This is a genomic window from Paenibacillus albiflavus (assembly GCF_004344915.1).
In the GTDB taxonomy this organism is placed as follows: Bacteria; Bacillota; Bacilli; order Paenibacillales; family NBRC-103111; genus Paenibacillus_AM; species Paenibacillus_AM albiflavus.
The window spans coordinates 221001-245042 of record NZ_SKFG01000001.1 but is presented as its reverse complement, the minus strand read 5'-3'; the positions used below and the strand labels follow the sequence as shown (position 1 = coordinate 245042).

Here is a 24042-nt window from a genome sequence, read left to right as displayed (position 1 = left end):
TCATTGAACTCTACTAAATCTACAGAATATGCACCAAGCTTGAATCAAATCTCGAAAAATAAGTCTTAACCAAGACTAATTATTTTTCCTTATTGCAACTTTTTTGTTTTTGTATAATAATAGTGATAATCAATATCAATTTGATTAAGTGAGCTAATAGGATACAGAACAAGGGAAGTTGCTTTTTTTTGTCCTGAAAGTTTCCCTAAGGAAACAAAATTAGTTTAATCAAAAAAATATTCAAAAATCAGGAGGGATTGAATTGAAACAAGTTTCAAAGAGAAGTTATATCTGGGTGATGGTTATGCTGATGGTCGTAATTAGTGTGTTGTCTGCATGTGGTCAGACGCCAAATCAGAACCAAACATCGAGCAGCAGCAAACAAATTAAAGTGACGACAACAATTGGAATGATTACGGACATCGTTAAGAATGTAGGTGCCGAGCATGTGAATGTAACAGGTTTAATGAAATCGGGGGTTGACCCGCATTTATACAAGGCTTCACAAGGCGACATTAAGAAGCTGGAGGATGCAGATATCATTTTCTATAACGGACTACATCTTGAAGGAAAGATGGGAGATATTTTCGAGAAAATGAACAAAGAAAAGCCAACGTTTGCCGTATCATCGAACATCGACAAGAATCAACTTAGATCAGGCTCAGAGATGGAAACGGAGTATGATCCGCACATTTGGTTTAATGTTCAGAACTGGATGAAGGCAACAGAAAAGGTTCGTGATGAATTAATTCAGTTTGATTCCGAGCATAAGGCTGATTATGAGAAAAATGCCGCAGCCTACTTAGATGAGCTAAGTAAACTGGATAACTACGTAAGGGAGCAGATCAACACAATTCCTGAAAGCTCGCGTGTACTCGTAACCGCACATGATGCATTTGGATACTTTGGAGAGGCATATGGGATTAAGGTGATGGGATTGCAAGGCATGTCAACGGCCTCTGAATATGGAGCGAAGGATGTTGCCGATCTCAGAGACTATCTGGTTGAGAATAAGATTAAAGCAGTGTTTATCGAGTCGTCAGTACCCAAGGATGCGATTGAGGCTGTAATTGCAGGAGCTAAGGTAAAAGGCCACGACTTAGAAATCGGCGGAGAATTATATTCGGATGCTATGGGTGCCGAAGGAACGTTAGAGGGTACATATGTTGGGATGGTACGTCATAACGTTGATCAAATTGTTAAAGCACTGCGCTAATTAAGGAAGGAGACGATCAGATGTTGGAATATTCACTCGAAATCAAGGATATGAATGTTGCTTATCAGAAAAAGCCTGTATTACGAAATATATCCTTTAAAGTGCCCAAGGGCAAATTAATTGGTATAGTCGGTCCCAATGGAGCAGGCAAATCGACACTTATCAAAGCTGCGTTAGGCCTTATTCCAAGCTTATCTGGAGAAGTCTATATTCATGGGCAAACCTATAAAGCGCAGCGTAAACAAGTGGGTTATGTGCCACAACGTGAATCAGTGGATTGGGATTTTCCTACCAACGCGCTGGATGTAGTGACAATGGGCAGATATGGACATCTGGGATGGTTTAAGCGTCCAGGCAAAAAAGAAAAGGAAATTGCCATGCATTGCTTGGAACAGGTAGGAATGGATGCCTTTGCAAATCGTCAAATATCACAGCTGTCAGGTGGACAGCAGCAGCGTGTATTCCTTGCTAGAGCGCTAGCCCAGGATGCTTCACTCTATTTGATGGATGAACCGTTTGTAGGAGTAGATGCAGCTACGGAGAAAGCGATTATCACTCTGCTCGATAACTTAAAAAGCAAGGGAAAAACGGTGCTTGTTGTTCATCATGACTTAGCCACGGTGAAGGAATATTTTGATTGGGTCATGATGCTGAATGTAGAGCTGATGGATGTTGGCCCAACCGAAGAGATATTCACGCATGAGAATCTACAACGAACTTATGGTGGCAGATTATCGCTGCTAGATAAAAAGACGCTTCATTAAGGTGGAAGAAAGGGGGACCACATCATGGTTGAATGGATAAAGGTTTTTGGTGATCCCAATACGCAGTGGATTCTGCTTGGAAGTATTCTACTCGGCCTTAGTTCAGGTGTTATTGGTGCATTCGCCTACTTGCGTAAGCAATCGCTTATGGGAGATGCGTTATCCCATGCTGCATTACCTGGCATATGTATTGCCTTCATGATCACGGGATCAAAGTCGATCGTCTGGTTTCTGGTTGGAGCAGCAATTGCTGGTTTAATAGCTACACTTAGCATTGGTTGGATAACGAGGTATACGAAACTCAAGCAGGATGCAGCATTAGGTATTATTTTATCTGTTTTCTTCGGATTTGGTATTGTTCTGTTAACACAAATTCAACATAGTGCAAGCGGGAATCAAAGTGGGCTGGATAAATTCTTATTCGGGCAAGCAGCAGCGATGATTCGTTCAGATGTCATAACGATGTCGGTTATTTCTTTTGTACTGCTTGGTGTATGTACATTACTATTTAAGGAACTTAAGATTATTAGCTTTGATCCGGGATTTGCACGTGGAATCGGTATGCCAGTCGGTGTACTAGATCAACTCGTTATGTTTCTTATTGTGATTGCCGTAGTCGTTGGGATTCAAGCAGTTGGGGTTGTATTAATGGCTGCACTGCTCATTACACCTGCAGTAGCCGCTCGTTATTGGACTGAGAGATTAGGATTGATGGTCATCTTGTCGGGATTGTTCGGCGCATTAAGCGGATTCCTTGGCACTTTAATTTCCACCTCAGGCAATAATCTGCCTACTGGACCTATTTCTGTTCTAGCGGCAACGACGATCTTCATTATTTCGATTCTAATCGCACCTAGAAGAGGTATATTGCCTAAGCTGTGGCAGCGCTTCAAGCTGAGACGTGAAGTACAGAATATCCCTCATCAAGTGGTTGCTAAGGAGGGAACTATCTATGAATGATCTTTGGATTATTCTAACAGGTATAGTAGTTTCATGTGCCTGCTCGTTAGTAGGCTGCTTTCTTGTTCTACGCAAAATGTCCATGATTGGTGATGCTATCTCACATGCAGTGTTACCAGGGATTGTTATTGCGTTCTTGATTTCTGGTTCGAGAGATTCCTTCATTATGTTAATTGGTGCATCCATTATTGGTTTGCTTACCGTATTTCTGATCCAGACCTTTAAGCAGAGCGGTGTGCAGGGAGATGCTGCGATAGGGGTCGTATTTACCGCATTATTCGCAGTAGGTGTTGTGCTAGTCAGCTTGTACACAAGAGATATAGACCTAGATTTAGACTGTGTGCTCTATGGAGAAATTGCTTATATTCCATGGAATACACTTGTTATCGGTGGAATGGATCTTGGACCAATGGCAATATGGCAGGTAGGCTCAGTATTTCTACTTAGTATTCTTGTGATAGCTTTATTCTTTAAGCAGTTTAAGTTATGCTCCTTCGATGCGGCAATGGCAGCGGCAGTAGGCATTCCCGTAGTTCTGTTCCATTATGTTTTAATGGGACTGGTTTCACTAACGACGGTTGCATCGTTTGAAAGTGTAGGTGCTATTCTTGTAGTCGGCATGCTGATTGTTCCTGCTTCAACTGCCTATTTATTGACTGAACGACTAGGGGCTATGATCGGGATTAGCATGATTATCAGTGTTCTAAGTTCAGTTCTGGGCTATTATACAGCCTATATTCTAGATGCTTCTATTGCTGGTAGCATGATGTCCGTTGCGGGTATTCTATTTGTGTTAGCAGTGTTATTCTCACCAAGTCAAGGCATAATCGTCAGAATGATTGGGCAAAAAAAGAAATCGACAACAGCAGCATCCTTAAGTTAAAATACGAACATATGGTTCTATAATCATAATCTTATTGTGACGAAGGGTGATGATTGTAATGTTGAATAGATGCGGTTGGGTAAATGATGATCCCTTGTATCTAGATTATCATGATAATGAATGGGGAGTTCCCGTTCATGATGATCGTAAATTGTTCGAGATGATAATACTAGAAGGAGCTCAAGCAGGTCTTAGCTGGTATACCATACTTAAGAAACGTGAGAATTATAGAGAGGCTATGGATCAGTTCGACGTAAATAAAGTAGCAGGCTATGATGAGGCAAAATATAATGAACTGCTGCAAAATACAGGCATCGTGCGCAATCGTCTAAAGATTCGTGCCACAATTCAAAATGCACAGGCATTCATTCGCATTCAAGAAACTTTCGGCTCTTTCGATCACTATATATGGAGCTTTGTCGATCATCAGCCCATCCAGAATGCTTGGCAATCCCTTAAGGAAGTCCCAGTCTCGACTCCACTATCCGATAAGATTAGTAAAGATCTGAAGAAACGTGGATTTAGCTTTGTTGGCACAACAATTATGTATTCGTTCATGCAAGCCGTAGGGATAGTTAATGATCATATAACAAGCTGCGATTGCTACAGACAAGCTTAATTGGCGTACTTGAGCTGTTGTTCTTGTAGATTGGTCTTAATGAGATAGATGCGTTTACGGATATAGAAGTCGAGTGCCTTGCCTTTAAGCTGCTTAGGATTAACAAGATTGCTTGTCTCATTATCCATAATCACAACATGTCCATCCGGATAAAACTTGAAAGTAAGGTCGTTCCAGCCGTACTCATTCCCCTCATCCATAAATCGAAAATGATTGCATGCTTTCATCAATAAAACCTCCTCATAAGAACATTTGTTTGGTTTTATTATATCAAACATTTGTTCGTATTGGAAGATGTTTACAAGAAAAAACCTCGATAAATTTCTGACGACTTATCAGAAATCTATACGAGGTTTTATTACTGTTTAATTAGAACGCTGGCAGGATAGAACCATGGTAATTATCTTCGATAAACTTCTTCACTTCTGGTGAATTTAATGCAGTAACTACCTTCTGGATCGCTTCAGAGTCCTTATTGTCAGGGCGGGCTGCAAGGATGTTCGCATATGGGCTATCTTTATCTTCAATGAAAAGCGAATCTGTAAGAGGATTTAGTCCTGCTTGCATTGCGTAGTTCGTATTGATCAAAGCAAGCTCAACATCATCCAGGGATCTTGGCAGCATTCCTGCATCGAGCTCCTTGATGACAAGCTTTTTATCGTTTTGAACGATATCATTCGGTGTTGCTTCAATTCCTGCATCTGATTTCAATTTAATTAATCCTTGCTTCTCAAGTAGAAGAAGGGCGCGTCCTCCGTTTGTGGGATCGTTTGGAATCGCAACTGTTGAACCATCTTTCAAATCCTTCAGGTCATTAATCTTTTTGGAGTAGGCACCGAATGGTTCAATATGGACGTTTGCTACAGATACCAGGTCCATTTTTTTCTCTCTATTTTGAGCGTCAAGGTATGGTTTGTGCTGGAAGAAGTCAGCATCCAGATTCTTCTCGAACAATTGGCTGTTAATTATTGCGTAATCGGAGAATTCTTTGACGACTAAATCAACACCTTGCTCTTTAAGTATCGGTTTAATAAAATTCAGAATTTCAGCATGCGGGACTGCCGTTGCGCCAATTGTAATAGTTCCTTCTTTGCTGCTGCTGCCGCAAGCAGAAGCAAATAGTAAAAGGGATGATGCGAATAGTGCAAGTAGTATTTTTTTCATCGTGTTTCTCTCCTAAAATATAATTTTTTTATTTTTTGGTATAGCGTGCAACAAGCTTATCGCCTGTCATTTGTAATAGCTGTACCAGTACAACAAGGATAATGATCGTTACAATCATGACTGTTGTATCAAATCGTTGGTATCCATAACGGATAGCTAGATCACCCAATCCGCCGCCGCCAATAAAGCCAGACATCGCCGTGTAAGATACAAGTGTTACTGTCGTGATCGTAATGCCTGCCCATAGCCCAGGTTTGGCTTCTGGCAAGAGGACGCGGAATATGATCTGCATCGTCGTAGCACCCATGGCTTGCGCGGCTTCAATGACTCCGCGATCAACTTCGCGTAGCGAAGTTTCGACGAGCCTTGCAAAGAAAGGTGTAGCTGCAAAAACGAGTGGAGGAATTGCAGCCTGAAGACCGATCGTTGTGCCAACGAGTTGTCTTGTTATTGGAATAACAGCGATCATCAAAATGATGAACGGAACCGAACGCAGAATGTTAATAATGAAAGATACGATTCGATAGATCGCTTTCGACCATCCTTGTTTGTTGGAAGTCCAGAATAGGAGGACGCCAATCGGTAATCCGATGATGAAGGTAAAGATGGATGAGAACACTAACATGATTAGTGTATCGACCGTTGCTGTTCCGATATCAGACCAGTTAATGGAGCTTAACATGCTATCACCTCCACATGCAGACCGCGGTTTTGAAGCTGTGTAAGTGTATCTTTAATGGCCAGTTGATCACCTTGGAAGGTGACTAGCAGTTGACCATAGGGTGTATCTTTCATTTTGGATATCGTACCTTGCATAATGGCGAAAGTAACACCTGTTGCTTGGACCGTTTCCGATAAAATAGGGTAGTAGGTTTGCTCGCCCAAGAACGTGATTCTAACAAGCTCATTAGGCAATTCTGTTCCTTTTAAGAAGGATGAATGATCATCTGCATCTGCTATTTCCTGAATGAATTGCTTTGTTACTTGATGCATTGGATGTAGGAATACGTCAACAACATTGCCAAGCTCGACGATCTCACCTGAATTTATGACTGCAACACGGTCACAGATCGAGCGAATGACTTGCATCTCATGTGTGATGAGCACGATGGTAATGCCAAGAGTCCGATTAATTTCAAGCAATAGCTGAAGAATCGAGTTTGTAGTCTGCGGATCAAGTGCGGATGTTGCTTCATCACAGAGTAAGATATCAGGATCGGCAGCAAGTGCTCTTGCGATACCTACACGTTGTTTCTGACCGCCAGATAACTGTGATGGATATTTAGTTCGATGATCTTCAAGTCCGACAAGTTTAACTAGTTCTTCCACCTTGCGATTAATTTCATCCATTGAATGCTTCTTAAGCTTTAACGGAAATGCAATGTTCTGTTCAACTGTAGCAGAAGAGAGGAGATTGAAATGCTGAAAAATCATCCCGATCTTCCTGCGTTTATCCTGCAGCTCCTTATGACTGAGTGATGTTAGATCAACATCATTTATGATGACTTTCCCAGTGGTAGGACGTTCGAGTAGGTTGATCATTCGCAGCAATGTACTTTTGCCTGCTCCAGAATGACCTATCATGCCGAAGATTTCACCTTGCTTAATTTGAAGATCGATGCCGCGGAGTGCGACCGTTTCTTGTGTTTTGGATTTGGGATCCACATATTTTTTCGTGATTCCTTCAAGTAGAATCATGCAGTCACCTTCTTTGGTATAGGTATTAGAACAAGAAGAAACAAATTAAAAAACCCTTTCACAGAAGTAAAAGGGTTGATTATTTATAGTATCATCCACTTCTCATCTGCCAAAACATGCTGGACGCATATTTTGAAGGATTTAGCACCATGTCATTGAAAGAAGAGGATTCATATCCATCATCTCTTCCAATCGGTTGCCGGGCTTCGTCGGGCCTTGTCCCTCCGCCACTCTTGATAAGAAAGATTATATTTAATTTGTGTTAACAGTATACGTCGCTAAGAAATGAACTGTCAATAAGATATTTATAATTGTTAAATTATACAAAGTAAAGAATACATGGATTCTTCTTGCTTCAACTATTGCGTCTAATGTATAGTAAAATTTGTGTCTAATATAATATGTACGGCATTATGAAGAATAAAGTCACAACAGGAGGAGCAACTTTACATCATGAAAGACAACAAACTGGGCTTGTGGCTTTTAATTGGACTCGTTGTTGGCAACATGGTAGGCTCAGGTCTATTCATGCTCCCAAGTACACTTGCAAAAGCAGCTAACCCTGTAGGAGTTATCCTAGCTTGGCTCCTGACTGGATTTGGCGTTATGTTAATCGCCCTAGTATTTGGGAATTTAGCTATTCGGAAGCCTGAACTTACAGGTGGTCCCCAAATGTATGCAAAAGGATTATTTAAAGAGGGTACCAGAAGGTCGCACGTAACTGGTTTCTTGGCAACATGGGGCTATTGGATATCCAACATTTCAGGTAATGTTGCAATTGTTACGACTTTTGCGAGCTATTTATCTACATTTTTCCCAATGATGACAAGTCAATACGAGCTAGTCACCATCCTTGGCCTCACCATTAAGCTCGGTAATTTACTAACGTTTATCATTTGTTCCTCATTCTTATGGATTAATCATATGATCATTATTCGTGGTATTGAAGGAGCAGGCAAGCTGAATTTGGCTGCGACGATTGCCAAGGTTCTTGGCTTTGCGATCTTTATCGTGATTGGACTGTGGGCTTTTGAGAAAGCAAACATTGTACCGCTTATGCCTGAAAAGCTGGATTCAATAGGGGAGCCAATTCCATTTCTTAGTCAAGTAAGTTTGGCTGCAATGACCACCCTATGGGCATTTGTCGGAGTAGAATCTGCAGTTGTTTTCTCTTCACGTGCTCGCAAGAAAACCGATATCAAGAAAGCGACAATCATCGGCTTAAGCATGGCATTAACGATTTATTTATGTATTTCTATATTAGCGATGGGTGTATTAACGCAGGATCAATTGATGGCATCTCATAAGCCGCTTGTAGATGCGCTATCTGTTGTAATTGGTCCATCAGGAAGCTATGTAATGGCTGGTCTGGGGCTTATCTCCTTGATCGGTAGTGCACTTGGTTGGATTCTGTTAAGTGCGGAAGTTCCGTTCCAAGCATCGCGAGGACATATGTTTATCTCGATCTTTACCAAAACAAATAAACATGGTGCACCGATCAATTCTTTAATTATCACCAATTTGATCACACAAACCTTGCTTCTATCTACACTTTCAAGCTCATTAACGGATGCTTTTGAATACGTAACAACGATTGCTGTACTAGCCGTTCTTATTCCATACATTATTGCCTCTATTTATCAATTAAAAATGATTGCAACTGGAGATACGTATCTAGGACAGGGGAGACAACGACTAGTTGATGCGATTATTGCCATTGCCGCAACATCGTACGCCGTCTGGATGATCGTTGCAGGAACGTCTAATTTGGTTACCTTCCTCTCAGGAATTATCCTCGTTGGCGGGGGGATCATTTTTTATCCATTTGCGCAAAAAAAGTCTTGATTCTTTGGAGTCAAGGCTTTTTTTATATTATGATATTGACAAGCAAAGTGTATTAAGGATATAGTACACATATAGTGTATGAACCACTTAGTACATACACTTGTAATTGGGCGGAGCAGCACCCTTTATAAGAAAACCACAATAGGAGATGGGCCGATGAATATAGCTTTTAATAATCGCGACCCCGTGTACTTGCAGGTTGTTCGATATTTTAAGGAAGAGATCGCAACAGGAAGATTAGCAAGTGGACAGGAGATACCTTCCCGGAGGGAGCTTGCCAGTAAGCTCCAAATTAATCCGAATACAGCCCAACGAGCATACAAAGAAATGGAGGAACAGAAATTGATCACGACAGCAGGCAATTCGCCAAGCAGAATTACGACGGATGAAGCCGTTCTTCAATCCATTCGACATGAGCTTCTGCAAGAAGCGGTTAATGTATTTGTTGGATCAGTCATGAAAATTGCAGTACCTGTTGATGAATTGCTCGGACTTGTCAAAACGCAATACGAATTGGAGCGGGCTAAGGGACAGGAGGCAAGAGAATGATTGAAGTTAAATCCATAACGAAAAAATATAACAGAACTAGAGTGTTGGACGAAGTATCCTTCACAGCTGAAAAAGGTCAGATCACATGTCTCGTCGGAATTAATGGTGTAGGGAAGTCAACGATCATGAAGGCAATCATGGGTCTCATTCCCTTATTTAATGGGCAAATTCTTGTTGATGGAAGGTCTATCGATAAACATTTGTATGAGAAGGTGTCATTCATCCCTGACACGATCACGATGCCTCCAAACATGAAAATTGGACAAGCAATGCAGTTCATGCAGGATTTTTACATAAGTTGGAATCCGCAGCGTGCCGCTGAAATGCTTGATATTTTCAAGCTTAAATTGGAGGATCGAATAGGCAACTTGTCTAAAGGAAATGCAGCTAAGGCCAACTTATTATTCGGTTTAGCGCTTGATACCGATTATGTCCTAATGGATGAGCCGTTCTCCGGAATTGATATGTTTAGTCGTGAGCAAATTGCTAGTGTGTTTACGAACCATCTAATTGAAGACCGTGGAGTCATTATGACTACGCATGAAATCCATGATATTGAACATCTGATTGATAAGGTCGTTATGTTGGATGAGGGTAGAGTTGTGAAGGAATTCTACACGGAAGATATTCGCATGGAAGAAGGCAAATCCGTTATTGATGTCATGAGAGAGGTGTATCAGTCATGAACCGTTTTATGAAGCTTCTCGAGTGGGAGATTAGTCGATTTGGTAAAATTTATTTGGCTCTATGTTCATTGACTATTGTTGTGCAGTTCGCAGGACTATTCTTTACTACTCTATATAGCGTGTTTAGCGCCAATAAGATGGTCAAAGAGAATGCCATTCCCGTGGAAATGATCCCACCCATTCAAATAAATGTATTCAAAAACTCGTTATGGTTCGGGGGACCGATTTTAATAAGTGTTTCAGTATTAGTCCTCTATGTGTTCTTTATCTGGTATAGAGAATGGTGGGGAAAGAACACTTTTGCCTATCGGTTATTGATGCTTCCTACTTCAAGAATGAATATTTATATGGCTAAAGTTACAGCAATCATGGTTTTCGTTTTTGGACTCGTCGCATTGCAAATCGTGCTCCTAGCACTTCAAAATATGCTGTTTAACATGATAGTGCCAATTAAATTCTTAGAAAAGATGGCACTGGTAGACTTGATTAGGTCTGACTTCATATTAAGCCTCTTACTACCCAAATATTTTATTCAATTCTTATATCATTATGGAACTGGCGCTATGTTTATCGTAGCTATATTTACAATCATCATGCTAGAGCGAAGCTTTAGGTGGAAAGGAATCATTGCAGGTATTGGGTATGCAGTGGTTCTGCTTGGTATCCTTTGGTTGCCGCAAATTATTAATATACTTCTTTACCCAAAGTATTGGTTCAATATTGAAGTGTTTATCATTGAAATTATTATTCGTGTACTGCTCATTGCCATATCGCTATGGTTAAGTTCGTATTTACTTCGTAAGAGAATAAGTGTATAGGGAGGTGCAGAAGTATGATGCGTTATTGGAAAACAACTGCCTTCATTGCAGTTATGGTACTTAGTATAGGCGTATATTATATAGGTGCGGATGGTCCGAAACCAGATTATTATATTCAGACGCTTAGCGGCGATAAACAGGAAGCTGCCAATATTATTGTTGATGGTCGATATAAGAGTGATCCCATTTCAATAGATTTGGGAGGAAGCAGTTATGAGTCAGGTTCCTTCTTTCGTTCATTAGACCGATTGGCGTATGACAGTCCAACACTTAATCAACTTGCACAGGATCATTCGTCATTCTTGAGAGGGATACGGGGAATAGATAATTTTACCGAGAATGAACAGATGATCGGACATGTGGGTCTAGACATAAGATCTACAGAGAATCCAGGTGATCAGAAATTGATTTTTAAGGTATCCCTTTACGATAAAGAAAGCAAAGACAACTCTTCATTCCAAGTTATCGTACCTAAAAAAATTAGGGGGGGTAATGGTTATTGTGGGATTGATTATGTATGGCTCGAAGCACAGGCGATTAATGTGATTACATGGGAGCCTTACAAATCTTCTTATGAGTTGCATTTGTATCGTTTTAGTCTGGATCAGAAGAGTTTGCTGCAAGATAAAATAATGAATCCAGATGAAATGGAAGATACAAATTTGGGACTTCTTATTGGTGGACGTTATGAACAGGATTCTTTGAAACATAATCGTAATGTTATTTTTCAAAGATATTTCTACGACAATAACGATACTAAAACTGTATCGCACAAAGAGCTGGTTGCTTATGATTTGAATAATGATAAGTTAGAACAAATTGAGAATGATCAATTAAATGAAATGCTAAGCAGCAATATGGATTCAGAACTATACTCGGCACTGACTGGTGATGTTATTACTCTTACTAAGGTTATTGGGAATCATGATTTGCAGATCGTTCGTTATCAAATAGCTGAGAAGAAAATGTTGGGTGAATTCACATTAAGCTTGAAAGATCTGCGTCTTACAGTTGGTGGAATTTATTCTGTAACCGTTAAGGATGATCGGGCATACGTATTAGGAAGTTCCAATACGACTGGATTTACACAAATGCCTGTGGTCAATGCTATAGATTTAAATACGGGAAAGATCGTTTATCAAGGTAGCATTCAGGCTAAATCGGATGAAGCGATTAAGACTAGTCTAAGTTTGTACAAGATTAGCTTTAAATTGTAGGGCGGATTATTTTGCGGTATACGTAACCGCTCTGTTACAGAGGAATACAATAGTAGAGACAAATATCTATCGTATAAACCACGGATGACAGAGGGTGTTACTTATATGCAGCCAAAGCCAATTATTGGCATATTAACCTGGAGACAAGGTTCAAGTTTTAAAGAATCTCGATATTTGCGTCAATTAGTTCGTGAAGGACAGGATTTGGGAGCCACTGTGTTTTTATTCTCTGCTAGTGATATTGTACAGTCGAAGCAAACAATAAGAGGATACGTTCCCAAAACTGAAGGAAGTGGATTTCGTAGTAAACTGTACCCTTGGCCAGATATCGTAATCGATCGCTGTCGCAATGGGAATCCGCAATATAAGAAAGTACGGAATTCCAAACTTTTCGTGTATGCCAATAATAAATATACGAATAAATGGAATGCGACTCGGTTATTTATGGAGACGGAGTCACTACGGAAATGGATGCCTGAAACAGTTGAATATAGTAGAGATCACTTGCGTCAAATGTTGTCTAAGCATCCCATTTTGTATATTAAGCCAGGGAATGGAACAGGCGGAAGAAGCATCATTAAGTTAACGACATTAAATAAATCAAAAGGTTTCTCAGTGATCGCACGAACTCGACGTTTAGCTAAGATGTCGGCTCATTATGCGAATGAACAATTATTAACACAGGCATTAAATCGCTGGGTGAATCAAGAAAAAATTCGCAATGGCATCTTCATGATTCAGAAGGGTCTAGATCTAGAGCTAATCCCTAACCATGTATCCGATATGCGTTTGCTGATCCAAAAAGACAGTAAAGGAGTATGGACGATAACTGGCTATGGGATCCGGATTGGACCTAAGAATTCCTCAACTTCTAATCTCCACGGAGGTGGAAGAGCAGCAGAATTTGAGAAAATGATTAGCAAGCGATTCGGGCAAGAGAAGATGGAAGAGATCCGTGAAGAATGCTTTGAACTGGCCTATCAGGTTGTCCGAACCATTGAAAGGCATTTTGGCAGCATGATGGAATTCGGTCTTGATATTGGAATCGACACGGATGGCAGGGTATGGCTAATCGAAGTAAATCCTAAGCCTGGCAGGGATATTTTCAAAGGAATAGATCGGATGGATTTATATCGAACAGCATGCCGTCGTCCGCTGCAATATGCTATTCACTTAGCGAATCAGAGGAAATCAGGTGCAAATGGAGCAGGCTGAGGGGATATTCCCCTCAGCCTGTTCTTCATTATCGTTTATTTGGTGAGGAATAAGGAGTATTTGATGATTTGTCTTACAGAAGGTCTAATTTTACCAATCTGTAGAGGCGAATTGTCTTCTTTGGATGGTTTGGAATTCACTTCAATTAACCATACTTTTCCATGCACATCAACTGCTAGATCTATACCTAATTCGGCAAAATGAAATGGAATCTGCTCCTCGATTCCTTGCGCAATAGTTACAGCACAGCTGCGAAGATTGGATGAAATTGCGGAGTGATGGTGAGAGGCTAGATTGGATCTTTCGAGTGCACCATTGATCGTGGTAAGTGTTCCTCCGCGAGCTAGATTGGATACAAAGGTCTGACTACCTGCAATTCTAGCAACGATAGAAGTAGCCCCCCAATTACCTGTAGATCCGCGCTGTACAAGCGCTCTGAAATCAACAGGTCTTCCGTTTACAGTCATAATATCAATGCCTTGCTGGATTTGATACGAATGTGATTTGATTTTACTTCTTAAGCTATTGGCAAGTTTAGAATAATTTGAATGAGTCTTTCTGTGAAGGCGATTCACGACGGTATTATCTGCACGATAGCTGCCATCGCTCTCTCTCTTGATGCGGACGATTCCTCGACCTAACGAGCCTTTGACAGGCTTTAAGAATACAACAGCATATTTGTTCAGCATATTTTGCAGGGTTTTGGAGTTACGTAATAAATAGGACTCAGGAAGATACGATTTCACATTCGAACTATGTTTAAGTGCGTCAAATACTTCATGTTTGCTTAAATATTTTTCATTAAAAATATGGGTGCCGTGATGATGTTTGACATCCTTCATAAATTGCTGAACTTTAGCGCTACTCTCGATTACTCGCGATGTCAGCCGATTATAGATTATATTGGGTGTTGGGAATGTTTGATGTACCCAATTCCGACCATTTAGGATCCAGCCGCCAACTGAATGGTGATTATTCTGTATACCATCTTGTGAAAAAAAGAATACACTTGCACCATAGCGCTTGCATGCCTCAGACATTTCGGTACAAAAGGAGGATTGATTACCGAATAGTTGGTCTGGATTTTTGTCATGTATTTTGCGAAGAATCACACCAATTAATGGTCCTATGGTTAGGGTCTTTGATTCTTGTTTATAGGATAAGGTGAGTTTCTCATTCCCTTGAATACTAAGTGAATTTGCCAACTGGGGATGAAGTCTGATACTCGAGTTTTTGGAACTTCGATTGCTTCGAGAAGTACTTACGATTCTAACTTCTCTATGAGCAGCACCATAACGAAATGTAATAGGTGCATCTAATGCAATTTTATGCTGCTTAATTAGACGACTATCAATCACGATTGTCATTTCATTATGGTTGCCAGATGGTAAAACAGTTACTGATACCTTTGTCCTTTTCATTCCATGATCCCTCCAGCACCGACCAACGCATAATTTCTTTATCCTATGAAGCTGGGAATGACTTGGTGAAGTGTAGATAGCCCAAGTTGCCATTAATAATGTGGGTACATTTTGACTGTTCAACACAATATATGTATTACGGGTAGATCTCGATTCGGCGTTTATCCTTTTTCGCCTAAACTTTCCAACTAAGGACAAGAAGTTTTGGTAATTTGAATGATTTGACAGATAGAAATGTTCATAATACATTAATGGTTGGTATGTTAAGATATTCAACATGGGGGTGATGAGTTGTATACCAATCGAAGAAATATTACATTAGCGCTACTAGTCGCCACTTTTTTAGCAGCTATTGAGGTCACGGTTGTAAGTACGGCAATGCCTACAATTGTTGGCGAATTAGGTGGACTTGAACTCATTTCCTGGGTTTTTGCGATCTATTTGTTAACATCAGCAATTACCACTCCGATATTTGGTAAATTAGCTGATTTATATGGAAGAAAGAAAATATTCATCGCAGGATCGGTCTTATTCCTTATCGGATCTATGTTATGTGGTCTGGCTGGTTCCATGACTTCGCTCATTTGGTTCCGTGCTCTGCAAGGTATAGGGGCTGGTGCGTTGCTGCCTGTTACATTCACCATTATTGGGGATGTATATCCTTACGAGAAGCGTGGTCAAATGCAAGGGATATTCTCATCTATTTGGGGAATAGCGGCTTTAGTTGGTCCGCTTGTTGGCGGTTTTTTTGTGGATTCCTTATCTTGGCGTTGGATTTTCTACTTTAACTTACCGTTTGGTATCGTCTCGATTGCTTTGATTTGGATGTTCTTGAAGGAAAGTGTCAATGAAACCAATAAAAAAATCGATTATGCCGGGGCTATTACATTCTCAATTGCTATGACTGCTTTTCTGTTCGCTGTCATTTCAGGTGGAGGAGAGTATGCATGGACCTCACCACTCATACTTGGCCTATTTGGGATTTTTATCGTTTTTTCAATCGCATTCTATATCATTGAGCTTCGTGCAGAAGATCCGATGATTCCTCTGAAACTGTTCAAAATACGTGATATTACGGTTTCAAATGCTTCTGGCTTCTTTATTAGTGCAGTCAGTATTGCGTTAAGCACCTATTTACCGATGTGGGTGCAGGGGGTTATGGGCAAGGGGGCAACTTTTGCAGGATTAACGCTTTCACCAATGTCAATCGGTTGGTTGATCGGGTCTGTAGTAAGCGGCAAGCTACTCGTTAAGCATGGAACAAAGATTTTTGCTTTAATGGGCTGCGGGTTCATTACAATAGCTTGCTTCATCTTGCTTCTTGCAGATACGGATACATCTTACTGGTACTTTATCGGCTTAATGTTCATTGGAGGAATTGGCTTTGGCTTATCAATGACAGTGTTCACGGTAATCGTACAATCTTCAGTCGGTTGGGAAATCCGAGGTGCTTCTACAGGTTTGGCAACCTTCACTCGAACACTGGGTCAAACGATCGGGATTGCGATATTTGGTACATGGATGAACAAAGAAATTGCTTCATTGTCAGCTTCTAACAGTGGCAGGACTTTTGACTTCAATGAGATCAATAAGCTGCTTGATCCCAAAGAAGCTGTACTGCTACCTTCGGACCAACTGAGTCAGATGCATAATATACTAGCTTCAAGTCTACATAGTGTATTTATTTTCATTTGTGGAGCGGCAATTGCAGGGTTACTTGCTGTGTTATGGATGCCTAGGCATGAGAATCAGCTTGATTCTGTGAAGAGAGAAGAAGTGAGGTAAGCTGAAAGGAGGAGCAATTAGATCATGATTAAAGTGTTATTCGTTTGTTTGGGTAATATTTGTCGCTCTCCGATGGGAGAGGCTGTATTTCGCCATAAAGTGATAGAAGCTGGATTAGAAGGTCAGATTCAAGTAGATTCAGCGGGTACAGGGGATTGGCATATAGGCGATAAGCCGCATAAAGGTACATTAGGCATGCTAAGCCATCATGGAATCGATGATCAAGGATTGTTTGCAAGGCAAGTAAACAGTCGAGATTTCTCAGACTTCGATTATATCATTGCAATGGATGCTTCTAATGTCACGAATTTGCAAAGCTTTGTACAGCAGGGTGAATTGAACAAGGCGAATATTTATAAAATGCTTGATTTCTTGCCTGAGAGTACGGTAAAGGATGTACCCGATCCTTATTTTACAGGTAATTTTGAAGAAGTATACGACATGATCAACAAGAGCTCAGACAGACTTCTAGCTCACATTCGTAACCAACATCAGATTTAGAGCATGACCAGAGACTATCTCTTAATTTTATCAAAATTGAGGGGTAGTCTTATTTTTTGGTATGGATAAAATCGTAGAAGTTACAAATTTGTGACTAATCCTCATTTGACCGATTGTTCGAGTCTCAAATTTTTGAAAAAGAAAATGGTATCAGATATACTTGAAACTAAGTTGACTGATGGGTCAATGGTTCATGTTGTATTTATAAATAGAGGAGTGAAGGGCTTGAAGGGAATTATTCGTTTTTCATTGAACAACAAGTTCGCCTTGTGGATCATGACCATTATTGTGGTTGTATCGGGTCTTTACGCAGGGATGAACATGAAGCAGGAGACCTTGCCTAATCTGGAAATTCCAATTCTTCAGATGACAACGATCTACCCTGCAGCAGCACCTGAGGAAGTGGTGGAGAAAGTTACGAAGCCACTTGAACAACGGGTCAAAAATTTAAAAGGTGTTAAGTCGGTTACCTCGACATCTATGGAGAACGTATCTTCCATTATTGTTGAATACGACTACAAGCAGGATATGGATAAAGCCGCCAGTGATGCAAGGGAAGCTGTCACCAGTGTTACCTTTCCAACAGGTGTGCAGAAACCAACTGTTTCTCGAATCAGCTTGAATGCATTTCCAGTTATTTCACTGAGTGTTGCAGATGACAAACACTCGCTGGAAGAACTAACGAAGCTCATTGAGACGCGTATTAAGCCTGATATGGAAGGCTTGGAAGGCGTAGATAATGTATCAATCGCTGGACAATACTTGCGTGAAGTGCAGCTAACCTTTAAGAAAGATAAAATGAAGGAACTTGGATTAAGTGAAGATACCGTTAAAGGGATTGTACAAGGATCAGCTTTAAAAGTACCTTTGGGGCTATTTGAATTGGAGAAGTCATCCAAAACGGTAGTCGTAGACGGTAATATTGTTTCTTTAGAAGATTTACAGAATATAGAAATCCCTGTCATTCCGTCTTCTGCAGGTCAAGGACAGGGACAAGGATTAGGTTCTGCTGGTGGTCAAATGCCGCAAGGAATGCCAACTGGACAGCCTGCAGGGGCGCCGAGCGGAATGGTGGCTATCCCAGGGATCCCGACAGTACATTTGAAGGACATAGCTGATTTACAAATGATTGGTAAAGCGGAATCCATCTCGAGAACGAATGGGAAAGAATCCGTAAGTATCTCGGTTGTTAAAGGCGCTGATGCCAACACAGTTGATGTCGTTAATAAAGTCAAGGATCAAATCAAGACAATCGAGAAAGAAAATCCCGGCATGCATGTGACTGTTATGATGGATCAAGGCAAGCCAATTGAGGATTCCGTTAATACGATGTTTAGCAAGGCTATTTTTGGTGCCTTATTCGCCGTTGTTGTGATCTTGTTATTCTTGCGAAACATACGTACAACGATTATTTCGATCGTATCTATTCCGTTATCTTTATTGATCGGGGTTCTAGTCCTTAAACAGATGGATATTACCCTTAATATGATGAGCTTAGGTGCGATGACGGTTGCGATTGGTCGGGTTGTCGATGACTCGATTGTCGTTATTGAGAATATTTATAGACGGATGTCTCTTAAGAATGAGAAGCTTAAAGGCAAAGAATTGATCCTTGAAGCAACCAAAGAGATGTTTACACCGATTATGTCATCAACTATTGTGACGCTTGCTGTATTCTTGCCGCTCGGACTTGTAAGTGGGATGGTTGGCGAGTTGTTCATGCCATTTGCGCTTACGATGGTATTCGCACTACTTGCTTCTCTTGTCGTTGCGATTACGATTGTACCGATGCTCGCTCATATGATGTTCCGTAAGGGGATTAAAAATCCACATACACATGAAGAGAAGCCAGGTAAACTTGCAAGTGGATATAAAAAGATTTTGAATTGGACGCTGAATCATAAACTGATTACTTTTGGCGCTGCTGTCCTTCTACTAGTTGGAAGTATGTTCCTCGTTAAAGTAATTGGTGTGAGCTTCTTACCGCAGGAAGAAGATAAATACGCGATGGTTACGTACAGTCCTGCTCCTGGTGAACTGCTTGATGATGTTAAAGCTACAACAAGTGATGCTGAGAAGTTTGTGCTTGATCGCACAGGTATTCAGAACATGCAGTATTCGGTTGGCGGCAGCAATCCGATGATGCCAGGTTCATCGAAATCGGCTCTGTTCTATGTCCAATATGAGAACAGCTTTAAGGGTTTTGACAATGAGAAGAAGGAATTAGTCAAAGGATTGAATGACTTAAGCTCGACTCATGGCGAATGGAAGCTAATGGATATGGGTGGAGGGATCGGAGGCAGCGGTCTAACATTAACCGTATTTGGTGATTCATTAGAGGAAATTGAGCCTGTCGTTCAACAGATTCAAGAATTAATGAAGACAAACACAAATTTTGAGAATGTCACTACAAGCTTGTCAGAAACCTATGGACAATATACGTTAGTGGCCGATCAGGCCAAATTGAGCAAGCTAGGGCTAACAGCGGGCCAGATTGCAATGAAGCTAAGCCCAGTTCGTGAACGTCCAGTACTAACGAAGGTTCATGTTGATGGCAAGGAATATGATGTATATATTAACGTGGATAAGCAAGAATATAACTCCATTCAGGATATTGAGAATACTACAATTCAATCTCCATTAGGTATGGAGGTAGCTCTTAAAGATGTCGTTCAGGTTCGAGAAGGGAAATCCCCGAATACAATTACGCGTAAAGATGATCGGATGAATGCAAATATCAAAGCGGATATTACGATTAGCGATATAAGCAAAGCATCCAGTGATTTAGAGAAGCAAATAAATGAACTTACACTTCCACCAACTGTAGATGTTAAATTTGGCGGTGTAACAGAACAGATTAATGATACGTTTACACAGCTTGGTCTAGCTATGGCAGCAGCGATTGCGATCGTATATCTAGTTCTTGTCATTACATTCCATGGCGCGTTAGCTCCATTTGCGATCTTGTTCTCGCTGCCGTTTACGATCATCGGTGCTTTGGTTGCTCTATACTTTGCAGGAGAAACACTTAGTGTATCCGCATTAATGGGTGCACTGATGCTGATTGGTATCGTCGTCACGAATGCAATCGTCTTACTGGATCGTGTTATTCACAAAGAGAAAGAAGGCTTATCGACGAGAGAAGCATTGCTTGAAGCAGGGGGTACGCGTCTGCGTCCGATCTTGATGACGGCACTTGCGACAATTGGTGCACTTCTACCGCTAGCTCTTGGATTTGAAGGAGCAGGTATTATTTCTCGTGGATTAGGTGTTACGGTAATCGGTGGTTTAACCAGCTCAACACTATTAACCCTTGTGATTGTACCGATCGTGTATGAGTTCTTAATGAAGTTCCGTAAGAAGAACAGGGATGCAGATATTTAGAAGGAAGTGACGATTGTGGTGGATAAGCGACTGCAAATAATTGAGGCAGCTGTCAAATGTTTTGCACATAAAGGCTTTCATGCTACTTCCATACAAGAAATTGCCGACACAGCAGGTATTGCCAAAGGCTCGCTATACTTTTATTTTAAGTCCAAAGAAGATTTGCTTTTATCGACCTTTCGTCATTACTATGTCAGTATAGTAAGCCAGCTTACAACTGTTGCACAAGACCATAGCCTCTCTCCCAAAGAGAGGCTATTCAAGCAATTGCATACGCAATTCAATCATTTGACGGAATCTCGAGATATCATTCTCATGCTCTTAAATGAACATACGATGCAGGTTAACGATGAAATGCGGGAGTTCTTCTTTAGTATACGTGCCTATTCATTGTACTGGGTGTACAAACAAATCCTGGATATCTATGGAGAAGAAGCCAGGCTATATGCCATTGAAGGAAGCGTTTATCTCAATGCAATGATGAATGAGTATTTATTCTTTCTGTTGGTATATCAGATGGATTTAGATTTACAGCAAATCTCGCACTCGTTAGTTGCAAGGCTAGACGACATCATCACAGGCATGATCTCAGCTCAGCAAAAACCGGTATTTACGATGCAGAGTATGCAGCATTTTATGGCCAGGGGGAAAGAAACATTTGAGCAGAATACTCGCACACTTGTGGACGAGATAACGGATTTTAGGGTAATAATAGAAGAGAATGTTTCGGAGACAGAGGCACGAAACGAGATAGCTGATTGTTTAGATGCATTGAAAGAGGAGATCACCATGGATAAACCAAGAATGATCATCCTCAAAACCTTACTCACCTATATGAGGAGCAAAGCAAACACAGCTCTTGCCACTCATCTGGATGTATTTGAAAGCAAAGTAATGGATGTTATGAAATGACTTTAATGATTGTCACCTTTACGGTTATCAATCGCATCAGACATCGTTTTATCGGTTAAATGTGCGTAGATTTGTGTTGTATCCGGAGAAGCATGACCCAGTTGTTCTTGCGTTTTATATAAGTCATTCTGCAAATAATAGTCCGTCGCAAAAGAATGACGAAGCTTATGTACGCTTAAATAAGGCTTGCCGAACCGTTTTGCATATTTAATAACGAGTTCCTGTATGGCCCGTTTGGACATGAATTGACCTTGTTTCTTGCCATTTGGAATGGTGAGGAACAGGGCTTTTTCTTTTTTGCCAGCTAGATAGCGTGTTTCTCTGATGCTCAAGTATTCCTGCAAATTCAAAAGTGCATCCTGCCTGAAAAAGACACGTGTCTTGAAAGTGCCATCGTTATTCCCTTTGCGATACACATATACGGTTTGTTTCTTCAGATCAATATCATCAATGGTTAGATTCACGACTTCCGAAACTCGAAGACCAGAATGCAAAATCAGAGAGACGATACAAGTATCGCGGACCTTATTGAGTTCATGTGCATATAAAGCTTGCTTCACATTGCCGACATCAGACGCATAGCCAACTCGAACATAATCTACGAATTCTTGAATCTCATGCTCCTGAAGAAGCTTTCCCTCCAGTTTGGAGGCTTGATCCTTGGCTTTGCTCATTCGCTTGATTTCAACCTTTGCCATTACGTTACGCTTCAGGAGGGGATAGAAGTTCTCATCCTCCGCAATTTGGCTTAAATAATGAAAGAGCGATCGCAGAGATGACATCTTGCGAGTAACGGTAACTCGGGTATTAGGTCCATCTCTTTTTGTCATCAGAAAGTTGCGGAACCCGTCGATGCTTTCCATATGAAGCTTCTCAAGATCTTCCAATGGAACATCTCTGATTGCTTCAGCTTGACTTAAACCTTCTGCAATTAACCAAGACAAGAATGTATCGTAATCGCGAACATATTCTAATAGAGTAGAAGGGGACAAGTCAGGTAGTTTATGATGAATGAATTTATCGACATACCAAGGCATTAGCACAAGAATGCGATCCAATTCAGCTCTGTCGCGTATCTTCTGGATATTCATGATGAACCTCCCTCAAAGGATGTATGTCACTAAGCTATTAATATACTACTATCATATCACAAGAAGATTTTACAAATAGATTATTTAATGAGATTAAATAGGAAAAATGATATACTAAATAAGTAAATTTTTTTTATTTCTACTTATTTGCATGTTATAGTACAGGCGAAAATTCTGTTATGCTGCCTAGTATTTTTGCATATATCGCAAAGGACTTTGTGAATAAGGTTAGAATATAACAATAGTATCAATGTGGAAATATTGTACAATTACAATTCCATCATGAAAGGAGTCGTCTTATGGTATCCTTACCAAAAGTGAATGAACTAGGCTTTTTTGAAATCAGACTCGAATCCATAGGCGGGCTCGGTGCTAACTTAGCAGGCAAAATGCTTGCAGAAGCAGGAGTCGTCGGTGTCGGTCTAAATGGTGTTAGTTTCTCTTCATATGGTTCTGAGAAAAAAGGTTCTCCAGTTAAGGCTCATATTCGCTTCTGTGATATCAACACGAATATTAGAGATACTTCTCCAGTTGAACGTCCACATGTTGTCGGTGTATTTCATGAAGCATTGTCCAAAACTATCAATGTTACAAGCGGAATTAGCGAGGATAGTATTGTGCTCGTTAACTCTAACAAGTCTCCTGAGGAATTAAAAGATTTAATGAAAATGGTCGCAGGTACAATTGCTGTAGTCGATGCTACAGGTATTGCACTTGAAGAGAAGAATCGTGCCAATATGGCAATGCTAGGCGGACTCTTCCGTTTGTGCAGCTTCCTAGATCCAGAAGCGATGAAAGGTGTTATCCGCAAATCTCTTGAGAAGAAATACCCTAGCTCCGTACAACCTGCATTAAATACATTTGAACGTGGTTATAACGAAGTGAAGTTCCAGACTTTTGAACTTCCTGCTGGACAACAAATGCCAGCCTTCGTAAGAATGGACACACCTGTACTTGGTTATGAAACTCAGCCTATGGGCGGTATGATCATTAATCCTGGTAATAGTATGTTAAAAGATTTGAGCATCTCCAGGGCGGGTATGATGCCTCATTTTCATGAAGATAAATGTATCCACTGCGCACAATGCGATACGGTTTGTCCTGACTTCTGCTTCGTATGGGAAGAGCAGCCTGATAAGAAAGGCAAACCACAGATGTTCCTGCAAGGAATTGACTATCAATACTGCAAAGGCTGTTTAAAATGTATCCAGGCTTGTCCAACCGAGGCTCTATCTGGCGAGCGTGAGGATGGCAACTACGGAATAGAACATCGCACGCCGCATCGTTTTGATCTCGTTACACAGAATTAATTGC

Annotated in this window: 22 protein-coding genes and 1 riboswitch; of the genes, 16 read left to right on the top strand and 6 right to left on the bottom strand. The window is 40.7% G+C overall.

The annotated features are described in order from the left end of the window. Nucleotides 1-298: 298 nt before the first annotated feature. The 5 genes from E0485_RS01245 to E0485_RS01225 all read left to right on the top strand — a co-directional run bounded on the left by E0485_RS01245 (nucleotide 299) and on the right by E0485_RS01225 (nucleotide 4442). The gene (locus E0485_RS01245) at nucleotides 299-1216 is read left to right on the top strand and encodes a metal ABC transporter solute-binding protein, Zn/Mn family (protein ID WP_132416435.1); all 918 of its coding nucleotides are present in this window, start codon (nucleotides 299-301) and stop codon (nucleotides 1214-1216) included. Between the two features lie 20 nt (nucleotides 1217-1236). After that, nucleotides 1237-1980, top strand: coding sequence for a metal ABC transporter ATP-binding protein (locus E0485_RS01240; RefSeq protein ID WP_132415738.1), 744 nt, complete (start codon nucleotides 1237-1239; stop codon nucleotides 1978-1980). Between the two features lie 24 nt (nucleotides 1981-2004). After that, nucleotides 2005-2940 (top strand): metal ABC transporter permease, encoded by a 936-nt coding sequence (locus E0485_RS01235; protein WP_132415736.1) that lies wholly within the window; start codon nucleotides 2005-2007, stop codon nucleotides 2938-2940. Continuing rightward, nucleotides 2933-3823, top strand: a complete 891-nt coding sequence (locus E0485_RS01230) for a metal ABC transporter permease (protein ID WP_132415734.1) — start codon at nucleotides 2933-2935, stop codon at nucleotides 3821-3823. Before E0485_RS01235 ends, E0485_RS01230 begins: the two co-directional genes overlap by 8 nt. Before the next feature lie 61 nt (nucleotides 3824-3884). After that, entirely contained in the window at nucleotides 3885-4442 is a 558-nt protein-coding gene (locus E0485_RS01225) for a DNA-3-methyladenine glycosylase I (protein ID WP_132416434.1), read from the top strand. Here E0485_RS01225 and E0485_RS01220 read toward each other — a convergent pair. The 4 genes from E0485_RS01220 to E0485_RS01205 all read right to left on the bottom strand — a co-directional run bounded on the left by E0485_RS01220 (nucleotide 4439) and on the right by E0485_RS01205 (nucleotide 7304). Beyond that, entirely contained in the window at nucleotides 4439-4669 is a 231-nt protein-coding gene (locus E0485_RS01220) for a hypothetical protein (protein WP_132415732.1), read from the bottom strand. The genes E0485_RS01225 and E0485_RS01220 overlap by 4 nt on opposite strands. Before the next feature lie 142 nt (nucleotides 4670-4811). Next, a complete protein-coding gene (locus E0485_RS01215) occupies nucleotides 4812-5606 on the bottom strand; it encodes a MetQ/NlpA family ABC transporter substrate-binding protein (protein WP_132415730.1) in 795 nt (264 codons plus the stop codon). 28 nt (nucleotides 5607-5634) lie between these two features. Beyond that, a complete protein-coding gene (locus E0485_RS01210) occupies nucleotides 5635-6288 on the bottom strand; it encodes a methionine ABC transporter permease (RefSeq protein ID WP_132415728.1) in 654 nt (217 codons plus the stop codon). After that, nucleotides 6282-7304 carry a methionine ABC transporter ATP-binding protein gene (locus E0485_RS01205; RefSeq protein ID WP_132415726.1) on the bottom strand — a complete coding sequence of 341 codons (1023 nt, stop codon included), beginning with the start codon at nucleotides 7302-7304 and terminating at the stop codon, nucleotides 6282-6284. Before E0485_RS01205 ends, E0485_RS01210 begins: the two co-directional genes overlap by 7 nt. 99 nt (nucleotides 7305-7403) lie before the next feature. Beyond that, nucleotides 7404-7547, bottom strand: a riboswitch (SAM riboswitch). Between the two features lie 210 nt (nucleotides 7548-7757). Here E0485_RS01205 and E0485_RS01200 point away from each other — a divergent pair. From E0485_RS01200 to E0485_RS01175, 6 genes are all read left to right on the top strand, one after another. Then, complete coding sequence (locus E0485_RS01200) at nucleotides 7758-9149, top strand: amino acid permease (protein WP_132415724.1); 1392 nt, start codon at nucleotides 7758-7760, stop codon at nucleotides 9147-9149. A 156-nt stretch (nucleotides 9150-9305) separates the two neighbouring features. After that, the gene (locus tag E0485_RS01195) at nucleotides 9306-9698 is read left to right on the top strand and encodes a GntR family transcriptional regulator (RefSeq protein WP_132415722.1); all 393 of its coding nucleotides are present in this window, start codon (nucleotides 9306-9308) and stop codon (nucleotides 9696-9698) included. Beyond that, nucleotides 9695-10384, top strand: coding sequence for an ATP-binding cassette domain-containing protein (locus tag E0485_RS01190; protein WP_132415720.1), 690 nt, complete (start codon nucleotides 9695-9697; stop codon nucleotides 10382-10384). Before E0485_RS01195 ends, E0485_RS01190 begins: the two co-directional genes overlap by 4 nt. Further along, nucleotides 10381-11202, top strand: coding sequence for a hypothetical protein (locus E0485_RS01185; protein ID WP_132415718.1), 822 nt, complete (start codon nucleotides 10381-10383; stop codon nucleotides 11200-11202). Before E0485_RS01190 ends, E0485_RS01185 begins: the two co-directional genes overlap by 4 nt. Before the next feature lie 14 nt (nucleotides 11203-11216). After that, a complete protein-coding gene (locus E0485_RS01180; protein ID WP_132415716.1) occupies nucleotides 11217-12419 on the top strand; it encodes a hypothetical protein in 1203 nt (400 codons plus the stop codon). A gap of 105 nt (nucleotides 12420-12524) precedes the next feature. After that, nucleotides 12525-13634 (top strand): YheC/YheD family endospore coat-associated protein, encoded by a 1110-nt coding sequence (locus E0485_RS01175; RefSeq protein WP_132415714.1) that lies wholly within the window; start codon nucleotides 12525-12527, stop codon nucleotides 13632-13634. A gap of 35 nt (nucleotides 13635-13669) precedes the next feature. Here the strand turns inward: E0485_RS01175 and E0485_RS01170 are convergent, their stop codons facing one another. Further along, nucleotides 13670-15055, bottom strand: coding sequence for a YheC/YheD family endospore coat-associated protein (locus tag E0485_RS01170; protein ID WP_235857343.1), 1386 nt, complete (start codon nucleotides 15053-15055; stop codon nucleotides 13670-13672). A 291-nt stretch (nucleotides 15056-15346) separates the two neighbouring features. Here E0485_RS01170 and E0485_RS01165 point away from each other — a divergent pair, with 291 nt between their 5' ends. From E0485_RS01165 to E0485_RS01150, 4 genes are all read left to right on the top strand, one after another. Next, nucleotides 15347-16840: an MDR family MFS transporter gene (locus tag E0485_RS01165; protein ID WP_132415712.1), complete on the top strand. Its 1494-nt coding sequence runs from the start codon at nucleotides 15347-15349 to the stop codon at nucleotides 16838-16840. Nucleotides 16841-16864: 24 nt separating this feature from the next. Then, nucleotides 16865-17341 (top strand): low molecular weight protein-tyrosine-phosphatase, encoded by a 477-nt coding sequence (locus E0485_RS01160; RefSeq protein WP_132415710.1) that lies wholly within the window; start codon nucleotides 16865-16867, stop codon nucleotides 17339-17341. Between the two features lie 225 nt (nucleotides 17342-17566). Beyond that, on the top strand, nucleotides 17567-20725 hold the full coding sequence (locus tag E0485_RS01155; protein ID WP_132415708.1) for an efflux RND transporter permease subunit: 3159 nt from the start codon (nucleotides 17567-17569) through the stop codon (nucleotides 20723-20725). A gap of 15 nt (nucleotides 20726-20740) precedes the next feature. Further along, entirely contained in the window at nucleotides 20741-21637 is an 897-nt protein-coding gene (locus tag E0485_RS01150; RefSeq protein WP_165921040.1) for a TetR/AcrR family transcriptional regulator, read from the top strand. Nucleotides 21638-21639: 2 nt separating this feature from the next. On the opposite strand, the gene xerS is transcribed toward E0485_RS01150, so the two are convergent. Continuing rightward, complete coding sequence (xerS, locus tag E0485_RS01145) at nucleotides 21640-22728, bottom strand: tyrosine recombinase XerS (protein ID WP_132415704.1); 1089 nt, start codon at nucleotides 22726-22728, stop codon at nucleotides 21640-21642. 299 nt (nucleotides 22729-23027) lie between these two features. Here xerS and E0485_RS01140 point away from each other — a divergent pair, with 299 nt between their 5' ends. Continuing rightward, complete coding sequence (locus tag E0485_RS01140; protein WP_132415702.1) at nucleotides 23028-24038, top strand: 2-oxoacid:acceptor oxidoreductase family protein; 1011 nt, start codon at nucleotides 23028-23030, stop codon at nucleotides 24036-24038. Nucleotides 24039-24042 lie beyond the last annotated feature (4 nt).

What these genes read in the sequence shown, in the direction of transcription:
- E0485_RS01245 (WP_132416435.1), top strand. Translation starts at nt 299, where the DNA reads ATGGTTATGCTGATGGTCGTAATTAGTGTGTTGTCTGCATGTGGTCAG.
- E0485_RS01240 (WP_132415738.1), top strand. Translation starts at nt 1,237, where the DNA reads ATGTTGGAATATTCACTCGAAATCAAGGATATGAATGTTGCTTATCAG.
- E0485_RS01235 (WP_132415736.1), top strand. Translation starts at nt 2,005, where the DNA reads ATGGTTGAATGGATAAAGGTTTTTGGTGATCCCAATACGCAGTGGATT.
- E0485_RS01230 (WP_132415734.1), top strand. Translation starts at nt 2,933, where the DNA reads ATGAATGATCTTTGGATTATTCTAACAGGTATAGTAGTTTCATGTGCC.
- E0485_RS01220 (WP_132415732.1), bottom strand. Translation starts at nt 4,669, where the DNA reads ATGAAAGCATGCAATCATTTTCGATTTATGGATGAGGGGAATGAGTAC.
- E0485_RS01215 (WP_132415730.1), bottom strand. Translation starts at nt 5,606, where the DNA reads ATGAAAAAAATACTACTTGCACTATTCGCATCATCCCTTTTACTATTT.
- E0485_RS01210 (WP_132415728.1), bottom strand. Translation starts at nt 6,288, where the DNA reads ATGTTAAGCTCCATTAACTGGTCTGATATCGGAACAGCAACGGTCGAT.
- E0485_RS01205 (WP_132415726.1), bottom strand. Translation starts at nt 7,304, where the DNA reads ATGATTCTACTTGAAGGAATCACGAAAAAATATGTGGATCCCAAATCC.
- E0485_RS01200 (WP_132415724.1), top strand. Translation starts at nt 7,758, where the DNA reads ATGAAAGACAACAAACTGGGCTTGTGGCTTTTAATTGGACTCGTTGTT.
- E0485_RS01195 (WP_132415722.1), top strand. Translation starts at nt 9,306, where the DNA reads ATGAATATAGCTTTTAATAATCGCGACCCCGTGTACTTGCAGGTTGTT.
- E0485_RS01190 (WP_132415720.1), top strand. Translation starts at nt 9,695, where the DNA reads ATGATTGAAGTTAAATCCATAACGAAAAAATATAACAGAACTAGAGTG.
- E0485_RS01185 (WP_132415718.1), top strand. Translation starts at nt 10,381, where the DNA reads ATGAACCGTTTTATGAAGCTTCTCGAGTGGGAGATTAGTCGATTTGGT.
- E0485_RS01180 (WP_132415716.1), top strand. Translation starts at nt 11,217, where the DNA reads ATGATGCGTTATTGGAAAACAACTGCCTTCATTGCAGTTATGGTACTT.
- E0485_RS01175 (WP_132415714.1), top strand. Translation starts at nt 12,525, where the DNA reads ATGCAGCCAAAGCCAATTATTGGCATATTAACCTGGAGACAAGGTTCA.
- E0485_RS01170 (WP_235857343.1), bottom strand. Translation starts at nt 15,055, where the DNA reads ATGAAAAGGACAAAGGTATCAGTAACTGTTTTACCATCTGGCAACCAT.
- E0485_RS01160 (WP_132415710.1), top strand. Translation starts at nt 16,865, where the DNA reads ATGATTAAAGTGTTATTCGTTTGTTTGGGTAATATTTGTCGCTCTCCG.
- xerS (WP_132415704.1), bottom strand. Translation starts at nt 22,728, where the DNA reads ATGAATATCCAGAAGATACGCGACAGAGCTGAATTGGATCGCATTCTT.
- E0485_RS01140 (WP_132415702.1), top strand. Translation starts at nt 23,028, where the DNA reads ATGGTATCCTTACCAAAAGTGAATGAACTAGGCTTTTTTGAAATCAGA.